This window comes from Roseateles sp. GW821-FHT03B02 (genome assembly GCF_059421025.1).
Map to the genome: position 1 here is coordinate 279,638 of NZ_JBWKUV010000007.1, position 12,791 is coordinate 292,428.

Annotated in this window: 1 protein-coding gene; it reads left to right on the forward strand. The window is 75.8% G+C overall.

Going from position 1 to position 12,791, the window contains the following annotated elements; genetic code table 11:
- The first annotated feature begins 1 nt into the window (after position 1).
- The gene (locus AC07VX_RS19485; RefSeq protein WP_493165859.1) at positions 2-12,790 is read left to right on the forward strand and encodes a filamentous hemagglutinin family protein; all 12,789 of its coding nucleotides are present in this window, start codon (positions 2-4) and stop codon (positions 12,788-12,790) included.
- The last annotated feature ends 1 nt before the right edge of the window (position 12,791 follow it).

Here is a 12,791-nt window from a genome sequence, read left to right on the forward strand (position 1 = left end):
CATGGCCCGCCCGCTGAACCTGCCTCCCCTGAAGCCGATCCTGGTCGCGCTGGCCGCTGCCATGCCCTGGCAGGTCGGCGCGCAGACCAAACCCGCCGCCAGCGTCGTGCCGCAGGCAGCCACCAGCGGCTGGCGCGTCTATGGCAGCGGCGCCGCGGCGCCCGTCGTCACGCCCAACGCCAGGGGCGGCCAGGACATGAGCGTGCAGCAGACCAGCCAGCGCGCCATCTACAACTGGGCCAGCTTCAACATCGGCGAGGCCAGCGCCGTCACCTTCGACATGCCGGCCGGCGGCGCCAGCGCCCTCAACCGCATCCACGACGCCAACGCCAGCCTCATCTACGGCAGTCTCAAGGCCACCAACGGCGGCGAGCTAATCCTCTACAACCGCAACGGCATCCTGTTCGGCGGCGGTGCCCAGGTCAACGTCGGCAGCCTCATCGCGACGACGCTGAGCCCGCGCGACGACGACTTCAAGGTCGGCTTCGCGGCCAACGTGCTGGGCCCGGACCCAGCCTTCCGCTACAGCTTCGACCCCGAGAACACCGCCGCGCTGTTCGACCGCAGCTTCGTGCGCGTGGACGCCGGCGCCACGCTGAGCAGCGCCGAGGGCGGCCGCATCTTCCTGTTCTCCCGGCAGGTGGACAACGCCGGCAAGCTCAGCACGCCGGGCGGCCAGACCGTGCTCGCGGCCGGCGCCGAGGCCTATCTGCGCCTGCCCACCGACGCCCCCATCGAGCAGAAGGTCTACGCCTCCGAATCCAACCCGGCCGTGCCGGCCCTGCGCGGCCTGCTCGTCGAGGTGGGCCGGGCCGACCTCGGCGCGGCCGGCGACGGCAAGGTCACGAACGCGGCCGGCGGCGAGATCGCCACGCCGCGCGGCAACACGACGCTGGTGGGCATGGCCGTCAACCAGCTCGGCCGCATCTCGGCCACGACCAGCGTGTCGCAGAACGGCTCCGTGCTGCTGCTGGCCCAGGGCGACACGACGGGCAGCCTGACGTCGTCCGACGCACAGTACAAGCGCGCCCGCATCGGCGGCCAGCTGGTGCTCGGCGCGAACAGCGAGATCACGATCAAGCCCGAGGACCTGGGCACCGACGGCAAGCCCCTGACCTCCGACGGCAACGCCGGCTTCACGGCGTCGCGCCTGGCCCTGTCGGGCGCCGACATCCAGCTGCAGGGTGGCGCCAGCATCGTCGCCCCCGGCGCCCAGGCCAGCGTGCGCGCAACGAGCACGCCCGACTACGGCACGGCACCCGGCGTCACGCAGGAGTTCAACCCCGACAGCGGGCGGCTGACGATCGCCAGCGGCGCGCGCATCGACCTTTCCGGCACGACCGACACCAGCGTCAGCGTCGGGCGCTACTTCGTGACCACCGAGCTGCTCGGCAGCAACGACCTGAAGGACGCACCGCTGCAGAAAAGCGGCCTGCTCTACCGCAACAAGGTCACGCTGGACGTGCGCAGCGCCTCCGACATCCTCGGCGACCTGGCCAGCTACCGCAGCGGCCTGCAGCGCAGCGCCAGCGAGCGGCTGTCGGCGGGCGGCACGCTCAGCATCGTGGCCGGCGGCACGGTCAGCGTGGCCGCAGGCGCGCGGCTGGACGTCAGCGGCGGCCGCGTCAACGTCGGCGAGGCCACGGTCAGCCCGACACTGCTGAGCGCCGAGAACGGCCAGGTCTACACGCTGAACACGGCGCCAAGGGACCTGGTCTACGCCGGCATCAGCAACGCCTTCGCGAACAAGAGCGCCTGGAACCGCAACGGCGCCACCGTGGCCTTCGGCCTCAGCGGCAGCGCGCGCGTGGAGGCCGGCTACGTGGAGGGCCGCGACGCCGGCAGCATCAGCATCATCGCGCCGCGCCTGAGCCTGCTGGGCGACCTCGGCGGCGCCAGCACCCAGGGCCGCCGCCAGCTGCTGGGGCTGGACACGCGCGCGGCGCTGGGCGCGCTGAGCCTGGGCGCACCGCGCAACCGCGGCGATTTCGGCTCGACGAGCTACGACAGCGCCGTGCTGCAGGGCCTCGCCATCAAGGCCCGCGCCAGTGACGCGGGCGCCGAGTTCTCGCTGGCCCAGATCGAGCAGGGCGGCTTCGGTCGCATCCAGATCGCCACGCTCTCCGACCTCGAACTGCCCGCCGGCGCCAGCCTGCGCCTGCCCGTGCTCGCCAGCCTGGAGCTGGACTCGCAGGACGGCCGCGTGCGGCTGGGCAGCGACATCCGCCTGCCCGGCGGCAGCCTGCTCGTGCGCAGCCTGGACGGCGGCATCGAGGTCGGCGCCCGGATCGATGCGTCCGGCACCTGGACGAACGCGCAGCTGGACGGCGGCGTCGGCTCGGCCGCGGGCACGGCTGGCGGCAGCATCCAGCTCAGCAGCCGCGGCGCCGTCGCCACGGCCGCCGGCTCGGTGCTCGACGTCTCGGGCGGCGGCTGGGTGGACGCGGGCGGCACGGTGCGCGGCGGCAACGGCGGCAGCCTCGCGCTGGCAGCCGGCACCGCCAGCTTCACCGACGACCGCGACCAGCGCCGCCTGACGCTGGCCGGCAGCTTTGCCGGCTACTCCATGCAGCGCGGCGCGGCGCTGTCGCTGACCACGCAGAGCATCGGCATCGACAGCAGCAGGGCTGCCGACCTGCAGCTGGGCAGCGACTTCTTCAACCGCGGCGGCTTTGCGAGCTTCACGCTGGACGGCCGGCAGTTCCTCGACCTGGGTGCCAGCACGCGCATCGCACCCGTCGTGGCGGGCTGGATCCCGACGGCCGCAGCCCTCAACCTCGCCACCGGCTCGTCCGCCGCGCTGGCCATGCAGGCCGGCCAGGCGGCCAACACGCTGCCTCCCGCCGTCAACCTTGCGCTGCGCTCCAGCGGCCTGGGCGCCGGCCATGCCGAGGGCCGGCTGACGGCCGCGGCCGGCGCCAGCATCCAGCTGCGCCCGCAGGCCAGCCTGCAGCTCGGCGCCGCGACGGCGCTGGCCTGGAACGGCCAGGCCAGCGCGCCCGGTGGCTCGGTCAGCCTTGCCGTCTCGCGCAGCGGCGGCAGCGGCGACGAGGCCATCCCGCAGTACCTGTGGCTGGGCTCGCAAAGCCTCATCGACGTGGCCGGCACGACGCTGCTGACGCCCGGCAGCGACGGCCTGCTGCGCGGCCAGGTGCTGGCCGGCGGCAGCGTCAGCGCGACGGTCGCCGGCGGCCTCGCCGGCAGCCTGGTGTGGCAGCAGGGCGCGCAGATCCGGCTGGACGGCGCCAGCGGCGAGCTGGACGTCCCGCTGCGCGAAGCCGGTGCCATCAAGACGACGCGGCAGACGGTCGCCAGCAGCGGCGGCAGCCTGAGCTTCAGCGGCAACGGCGCGATGCTGCTGGAAGGCCGCTTCAGCGCTGCCGGCGGCGATGCCACCCAGGCGGGCGGCCGCCTCTCGGTCGCGCTGAGTTCCGGCGCCCACGACGTCAGCGGCGCACTGCCCCCCGCGCGCGAGCTGCAGCTGACCGCCCAGGCCGGCCAGGCCAGCGCCACCCTGCGGCCGGAGAACCTGGCCGCACCCACGTCGCTGGACGCTGCCGGCGCCGCCATCTCGGCCGCCCAGATCGGCGCCAGCCACGCAGCCGACCTGCTGCTGGCCGCGCAGGACGGCCTGCGCATCGCCGACGGCGTCAGCCTGAGCCTGGACCGCAGCCTGGTGCTGGACACGCCGCGCCTGGCGCTGGACGGTGCCGCGAGCGCGTCGCTGAGCGCGGCCAACGTCAGCTGGCGCAACCAGCAGGTGCGCCCGGCCGCCAGCAACAACACGCTGCGCGCCCTCCCCGGCGCGCTGGCCGGCGGCGCCACGCTGAACCTCGCGGGCAACAACCTCGTGCTGGCCGACCGCATCGCCACCCAGGGCGTGGGCACGTTCAACGTCACGGCCCGGCAGGACCTGCGCCTGCAAAGCGCCGCCATCGGCGACCCCGACCGCGCCGGCCTGCTGCTGACGCAGGCCGACCTGACGCTGCGCGCCGCGCAGATCTACCCGGCCACCGACACGCCCTTCACGCTCGACGCCAGCGGCCACCGCGTCAGCATCGGCGCGACGAACAGCCCCGCCGACCAGCCCGCCAGCGCCGGCGGCCAGCTGACGATCAAGGCCGCCCGCATCGAACAGGGCGGCGTGCTGCGTGCGCCCTTCGGCAGCCTCAGCCTGCAGGCCAGCGAGGAACTCACGCTGCGGCCCGGTAGCGAGACCTCGGTCAGCGGCGCCGGCCAGACCCTGCTGTTCGGCGAATTCAACGGCGACAGCTGGTCGCCGCCCAGCAACACGGTGCGCAGCACGGACTCGCAGCTCAAGCTGACGACGCCGCTGGCCAAGGCCGTCACGCTCGAAGCGCCCCGCCTGGACCTGCAGGCCGGCGCGGTCGTGGACCTCAGTGGCGGCGGCGAGCTCAAGGGCTGGCAGTTCGTGCCCGGCCCCGGCGGCTCCAGGGACGCCTTCACCGGCAGCGACGGCGCGTTCGCGCTGCTGCCCGGCCGCAAGCTGCAGGGGCTGTGGGACCCGTCGCTTGCCACCTCCACGCCCACGCTGGGCCGCGAGATCATCATCGGCGAAGGCGCCGCCATTCCCCCCGGCCGCTACACGCTGCTGCCGGCGCGCTACGCCGTGCTGGACGGCGCCTGGCTGATCCGCCCTGCCAGCGGCACGCCCGCGGCGCTGGGCACCGCGATCACCCAGGCCGACGGCAGCCAGCTCATCGGCGCCCGCCTGGCCGACGCCGGTACGCCGCTGCAGGCCGCCCTGCCCGGCAGCTGGACGCTGGAAAGCTCGGCCCAGGCACGCAAGCGCAGCGAGATCCGGCTGACCGACTTCGACGCCCAGTTCGCCGCCAACGCCGCCAAGGCCGGCAGCCCCGTGCCCGCCGGCGCGCGCGACGCCGGCCGCCTGGTGCTGGCCGGCCAGCAGATGAACGTCGACGCGACGCTGCGCAGCGCCGTCGGCAGCCTGCAGCAGGGCGCGTCGGCCGCGCAGCCCGGCCGTGGCGCCGAGGTCTACATCGCCGCCGGCCAGATCCAGGTCGGCGGCCAGCGCGCCGCCGGCGACACCCAGACGCTGCTGCTCGACGCCGCCCAGCTCGGCCGGCTCGAAGCGCAAACCCTGGTGCTGGGCGCTCGCCCCGGCACGCCGGGCAGCAGCGCCGACGCGCTGGCGCTGGACGTGCAGGCCGTCAGCCTGCGCGTCGCCGAGGGCGTCACGCTGAAGGCACAAGACCTGACCCTGGCTGCGCGCGACACGCTGGCGCTGGACGCCGGCAGCACGCTGGCCGCCGCCGCGCCCGCCACGCCGCTGGCCGCCGCCACGCCCTGGCAGTACCGCGTCGGCGGCGATGGCGCCGCGCTGCGCATCAGCAGCAACGCCCGGGCCGAACTGCTGCGCAGCAGCCCCCAGGCCTTCAGCGGCCGGCTGGCCATCGGCGCCGAGGTGACGCTGGCCGCAGGCAGCGGCGCAATCACGCTCGACAGCTCGGGCCAGGCCCGCTTCGGCGCCGACCTCGCGCTGCAGGCCGGCGCGCTGACCCTGGGCGCCGGCGCCCTTGGGCTGGGCGGCAGCGACCCGCAACGCCTGCAGCTCGACGTCGGCTGGCTGGCCGGCCTGGGCAGCGGCGCCGACCTGACGCTGCGCAGCTACAGCAACATCGACTTCGCGCCCGGCAACGCGCTGGGCGCCCTGCTGCCGCACCGGCTGACGCTGGACGCCCCGCAGCTGCGCGCCGCCGCCAGCGGCGAAGCCATCGTGCGCGCCGGCGAGCTGGTGCTGACCAACCGCAGCGGCATCGCGCCCGCGCCCACCGACAGCCGCGCCGGGCAGCTCAGCCTGCAGGCCGCAACCACGCTGACCCTGGCCGGCGGCGCCCAGGCCAGCGCCGCCGCAGCGACGACCTGGAGCGCCGGCCAGGCCCTGTGGCTGCTGGGCGCGGGCGAGTACACCGCCCAGGGCGAGCTCACGCTGCGCACCCCGCTGGTGGGCAACGCTGGCGGCGCCGACACGCGGCTGCTGACCGGCGGCACGTTCAGCCTCGCCGGCAACGCCGGCCCCACGGCTGCCATCAGCGCCCAGCAAGTTCCGGGCGGCCGCCTCACCGTGGCGGCCGGGCGCGTCGAGCAGGCCGGCCGCATCGAGATGCACGGCGGCCGCGTGGACCTCAGCGCCACGGGCCTGCTGCACATCGGCACGGGCTCGCTGACCAGCGTGTCAGGCCAGACCGTCCAGGTCGCCGGCAGCACCGTCGCACTGGCCGCGGGCAGCCTGAGCCTGCAAAGCAGCACCGGCGACCTGCGCACCGACGCCGGCTCCATGCTGGACGTCTCCGGCATGACCGGCAGCGACGCCGGTGCCCTGAGCCTCTCGGCGCCTCAGGGCCGCGTCGACATCGGCGGGAGCCTGCGTGGCAGCGGCCAGGGCGCCAGCCTCAGCGTCGACAGCCGCGACGCGACCGACCTCGCCGCGCTCGCCGCGCGCATCGCCGCCGGCGACTTCGGCCAGCTCATCAGCGTGCGCAACCGCGCCGGAGACCAGCAGCTCGCCGCCGGCACACGCTTGGCGGCGAGCGAAATCCGGCTCGTCAGCGACGCCGGCAGGCTCGACATTGCGGGCACGCTGGACGCTGGCAGCAGCAGCGACGCGGGCAGCATCGTCCTTGCCGCCGGCCAGGACCTGACGCTGGTCAGCGGCGCCCGGCTACTGGCCGTCGGCGGCGCGGGCCAGGGCGGCGACGTCGAGCTGCACAGCAGCAGCGGCACGCTGGACCTGGGCGCTGGCGCGCTCGTCGACGTGCGCGGCCGCAGCGCCGCCCAGGACGGCAGCCTGCTGCTGCGCGCCAGCCGCGACGGCATCGCCAGCGACGGCAGTGGTAACGGCAGCGACGTCAGGATCAAGCCCATCGCGGCCACCCTGAGCGGCGTGGCCCTGCTCGACGTCGAAGCCGTCAAGGTCTATCGCGACGTCACCGAGATCGGCCTCGGCAGCGCGCCGGTCGCAAGCCCGCCGCCCAGCCCCGCGCCGGTGCCGACACCAGCACCGGCCCCGACGCCCACACCGCCCGCACCCCCGCCCCCAACGCCCGCGCCTCCCGCGCCGACACCGACACCGACACCGACACCGACACCGGCACCGACGCCGACGCCGACGCCACCGGCGCCCGGTCCCGCCACGCCCGGCGACAACGACAGCACCCGCGGCCAGCTGCCGCCCGCGCCCCCCGTTCCCGCCACGGGCGCGACCGCGCAGGCGCTGACCGCCGACCCCACCCAGCCCTCCGCCGGCAACGGCGACACGACGACGCGCGACCAGCTGCCGCCGGGCTCGGGAACCCCTGCACCTGCACCGACACCCACGCCAGCGCCCGCACCGACGCCCACGCCAGCACCTGCCCCGACGCCCACGCCAGCACCATCGCCTGCCCCGGCGCCCGGCCCCACGCCCGGCCGCTTCGGCACGGCCTTCGTCGACGCCGAGAGCCGGGCCTTCCTGGACGCCCATGCCGAGGACATCTCGCTGCGACTGGCCTCGCTGCAGGCGGGCCTGCAGCCGCGCATGCGCGTACGCGCCGGCGCCGAACTGCAGTCCGGCGGCGACATGCGCCTGGCCGTCGACTGGAACCTGCCCCTGCTCGCGAAGGCCGACCGCGAGGCGATGCCGCACGCGGCCGAGACCTCGATCACGCTGCGTGCGGCCGGCAACCTCGTCGTCGACCATGGTCTGAGCGCCGGCTTCCAGTCGCCCGACAACAACGCCGGCACCTCGCTGGACGAGTGGGTCGCCGTCAGCGGCCGCGCCGGCAGCCTGCGCCTGGTGGCCGGCGCCGACCTCGGCTCAGCCGACGTGCTCGCAACGCGCGCCGACGCGAACGGGCGCCAGCTCGTCATCGGCCGCGCCCCCACCGGCAACGATGCGCCGCCCGCCGTGCCCGTGCGCTCGACGACCGGTGACATCCGCATCGCCTCGGCCGGCGACGTCGTGCTCGCCAACACCGGCGCCAAGGTCTACACGACCGGCCACCCGGTCCTGAGCCAGGAGCCCGAGAACCTCGACGCGCCGCCCAGCCCGCCGCGGCCGCCCGCACCGAGCCCATCGCCCTCGCCCTCGCCCTCGCCCTCGCCGTCCCCCGGGCCTTCGCCTTCGCCGAGCCCGTCGCCGGCCCCGTCGCCGACACCGACACCGCCGCCGGCACCATCGCCAACGCCTTCGCCTTCGCCTTCGCCGAGCCCGTCGCCGGGCCCGAGCCCCGCGCCCGGCCCGGCGCCGACCCCGACCGAGCCCTCCGCCGGCAACGGCAACGACACGACGCGCGATCACCTGCCGCCCGCGCCGCCGGTCACAGCGCCCGCGCCACTGCCCACCCAGCCCTCCGCCGGCAACGGCGACGGCAGCACGCGCGACCACCTGCCCCCGGCCCCGCCCACGGTGCCGCCCACGCCGACGCCGTCCCCAGGTCCGTCTCCCACGCCAGCCCCCGCGCCGACGCCTGCGCCACCCTCGGGCCCGCCGCCGGTGGACACCGGCCACGTGAATCCGCCGACGCCGCCCGGCGTTCCGGCGCCCGTGCCTGCCCCTACGCCGACGCCGACGCCGTCCCCGTCGCCCACGCCGCAGCCGCCCGCGCCGCCGGTCAATCCGCCGACCCAGCCCTCGCCTGGCAACGGAGCCGACACAGGCAGCGTGAATCCGCCGACGCCGCCGGGCGTGCCCGCACCGCCCGCGCCAGCGCCCGTGCCGACACCCCCGCCGCCGCCCGCACCGGCTCCCACGCCGCAGCCGCCCGCGCCGCCGGCCAACCCGCCGACCCAGCCTTCAACCGGCAACGGCTCGGACACCGGCCACGTCAACCCGCCCACGGCCCCCGGTGCAGCGCCGCCGCCGCCACCGGCGCCCACGCCTAGCCCGGCCCCGGCGCCCGCCCCCGTCCCGCAGCCGCCAGCGCCGCCGGCCAATCCGCCGACCCAGCCCTCGCCGGGCAACGGCTCGGACACCGGCAACGTGAACCCGCCTGAACCGCCGGGCGCCCAGCCGCCCGTGTCGGCCGGCAACGGCGACGGCACGACGCGCGGCCGCCTGCCGCCGACGCCGCCGCTGGTACCCGTCGGCCCCGTCGCCCCCACGCCGGCTCCGGCGCCAACGCCAGCCCCCGCACCGGCACCGGCACCGGCACCGGCGCCTACCCCTGCGCCTGCACCTGCACCTGCACCTGCGCCGGCACCTGCACCTGCACCTGCACCTGCACCTGCACCTGCACCTGCACCTGCACCTGCGCCGGCACCTGCACCTGCGCCGGCACCAGCACCAGCCCCGACACCGGCGCCCACCCCGGCACCAGCACCGGCCCCCACGCCTGCCCCTTCGCCTGCGCCAGCGCCTGCGCCGGACCAGCCTTCCAGTGGTAACGGCGACGCCAGCACCCGCGACCAATTGCCGCCCGCACCACCGCTTGCGCCGCCGTCTGCTGCACCGACACCGGCGCCGACGCCGACGCCCGCACCTGCTCCCACGCCTGCTCCTACGCCTGCGCCTTCTCCAGCGCCGGCACCAAGCCAGCCCTCCACCGGCAACGGCGACGCCAGCACCCGCGATCACCTGCCGCCCGCGCCACCTTCAGCCGTTGCGGCTGCCGCCACCGACGGCCGCAGCAAGGCCGCCGACGCCGGCAGCGCGCAGGAAGAAGAGCGCGACCCTTCGGCAGGCAACGGCGATGGCTCGACGCAGGCTCAACTGCCGCCCAAGCCGCCCACCAAGCCGGGCGAAACACCGACGCCCGCCCCTGCGCCGACTCCCGCGCCGACTCCCGCGCCAACGCCGGCACCCACGCCTGCGCCCGCTCCGGCACCCACACCGGCACCGGCTCCGGCACCCACGCCGGCACCGGCCGGCCCCGACCCCATTCCTGCCGCTGCCCAGCTCGGCCTGGACCTGAGCGCGCTGGCGCCCGACCTGCAGCGCGCCGGCCTCAGCCCCTTCCTGAGCCGTGGCGGCAGCATCCGCATCAGCGCCGGCCGCGACCTCCAGGGCGCCGCACTGGGGCGCACGCAGGACGACGTCAGCCAGTGGTGGTGGCGCTCAGGCGTGGACGGCATGTCGCCGACGGCCTGGTGGTCACGCTACGACCTGTTCGGCCAGGGCATCGCGACCTTCGGCGGCGGCAACGTGACGCTGACCGCCGGCCGCGACGCGGTGCAGGTGCATGCCGCTGCGGCCGGCAGCGGCTGGCGCGGCAGCAGCGACGCTGCCGCCACGGCGACCCAGGTTTCGCAGCGCGGCGGGGGCAGCGTCAGCCTGCAGGCCGGCCGCGATGTGCTGGGCGGCCGGCTGTTCGCCACCGGCGAGCGCCTGGACGTGCTGGCCGGCGGTGCCGTGGCGCGCGACGCGGCGGCCACGCAGGTCAGCGTCGACGCGGGCCTGCAGCTGCTGCATGCCGGCACACAGGTGCGTGTGCGTGCGGCCGACGGCGTGGACCTTGGCGCCGTGCGCGACGCCGGCATGACGACGGCCGCGCGCGACAACACGCTCGGCCAGAACGGCGTGCTCGGTGGGCTGTCCGCCGGCGCATCGCTGGACGTGCTTGCCAACACCGGCGACGTGAGGCTGCGCGGCGAGGCCGCACGGGCGCAGGGCCAGCCGGGCTCGCGTGACGCAGCCGAAAGCCTGCTGCCGGAGAAGCTGCAGGTCACGGCGGCCGGCGGCGACGTGCTGCTTGACGCGACGCTGCTGCAGATGCCGCAGCGCGAAGCCCGCACGGAGATCCAGGCTGCCGGCTCGGTGACGGTGTCGGGCCTGCGCGTGGCGGCCCAGGCCGCGCCGCTGGAAGTGGGCCTCTACAGCCGTGGCCGCCTGAACGACGCGCTGGCACAGCCGCTGAGCGGCGTCCGGCCTAAGCGCTTTGCCGACCAGGAGGGCGCGCTGCCCGTCGACACGGCGCCGCAGCTCGATGCCAGCGACCGCTCGCCGGTGCACATTCAGGCCGGCGAGGACGTGTACGTCGCCAACAACATCGTCTCGGCAAGGCCGGTGCAGATCGAGGCCGGACGCGACATCGTGTTCGCCCAGGGCAAGCTCGTCGGCATCCAGCAGCAGGACCACCGCCTCGCCGGCAGCGACGGCACGCCGCTGGCAGTGCGCGAGTTCAGCTGGCTGCAGGCGGGGCGCGACCAGCGCAACGTGGCCGTCGAGATCGCCGGCCCGGGCGACCTGCTGGTGCTGGCCGGCCGCGACATCGACCTCGGCAGCAACAGCGGCCTGGTGGCCCTGGGCGGCACGCGCAACAGCAGCCTGCTGCCGGCCCGGGGCAGCGACATCACCGTCGTCGCCGGCCTGCGCGCCGATGGCCAGGACTACAGCCAGGCCGCGCGCGAGGGCTTCGGCCTGTTCGGCAGCAGCGGCTGGACGGCCGCGCGCCTGGGCTCTCTCTATACCGCGCTGGGCGGCACGCGCAGCGGCTTCGCGGCGCTGGCCGCCCCCGAGCAGCTCGCCGCGCTGCGCGAGCTGCTCGGCAGCGCCGAGGTGGACGCCGGCATCGCCGGCTATGTGCGCGGCCTGCCGGCACGCTCGGACGCGGCCGAACAGCGTCTGCGCATCGCGGCCCTGCTCGGGGTGGAGCCGGGCGATGCCAAGGTCACGGACTACGCGGCCAGGCTCGCCGGCAGCAACCAGCCGGCCTGGAGCGAGCTGGGCGCAGCCCAGGCACTGAAGGTATTCGCCAGCCTGCCCGACGCGCAGCGCGCAGGCGTCGTGCTGCCGCTGCTGACGCAGCGCCTGGGCGGCCTGGACGCGCCGCGCCGCCAGGGCCTGCTCGCCGGCCTGGCATCGGGCGCAGAGCTGCAGGCGCTGGGCAACTACGTGCGCAGCTTCGGCGGCGCCCTGGCCGGCGTTGCCGACGCCCAGGCCCAGGTTGCTTTCGAGGCGCTGCCGCTGACGAGCCAGATCCCCTGGCTGAACCGCCAGCTCGTCGCCGAACTGCAGACCGCCGGCACGGCAGCGGCGGCCCTGGCCGACGACGCGCGCTGGCGTGCCTATGCACCGGGCTACGCCGCCATCAACGCACTCTTCCCCATCGACGGCCTCGCCGGACGGCCGGCGGGCGAGCTGCGCCTGCCCACCAGCCAGATCAAGACGCTGCAGCAGGCCGGCATCACGCTGCTGGCCCCGGGCGGCGGGGCAAACGCGGGCGAGATCGTCGCCAGCGGCCTGCCCAAGCCGCCGACCGAGCTGGGCCTGGTCACCGTCAACGGCGGCGCCATCGCAGCGGCCGTGCGGGACGACTTCGCCGTCAACCAGTCGCGCGTGTTCACACTGGCCAAGGGCGACCTGCTGCTGTGGGCCTCGGCCGGCAACATCGACGCGGGCCGCGGCGCCAAGACCGTCACCGGCGCGCCGGCGCCCGTGCTGCGGCTGGACGACCAGGGCAACCTGGTGTTCGACACCTCGGGCTCGTTCAGCGGCTCGGGCATCGCGGTGCTGAACGCCGACAGCAATCTCTTCCTGTTCGCCCCAGCCGGCGAGATCAACGCCGGCGAGGCCGGCATCCGCTCGCGCGGCAACGCGACGCTGGCGGCCGAGCGCGTCGTCAACGCCATCGACATCCAGGTCGGCGGCAAGACCACCGGCGGCGGCAAGGCGGAGGCGCCGCAGGCAGCCATCTCCGCACCGCCCAACACCGCGCTCGCGCCTACCAGCGCCGGCCCGGCCAGCACCGACGGTGACGACGACGAGAAGAAGAAACGCCGCCGCCGCCGCAACCTGCTGCTGGAGTTCCTCGGCTTCGGCAGCGGCCAGTGAT

What these genes read in the sequence shown, in the direction of transcription:
- AC07VX_RS19485 (WP_493165859.1), top strand. Translation starts at nt 2, where the DNA reads ATGGCCCGCCCGCTGAACCTGCCTCCCCTGAAGCCGATCCTGGTCGCG.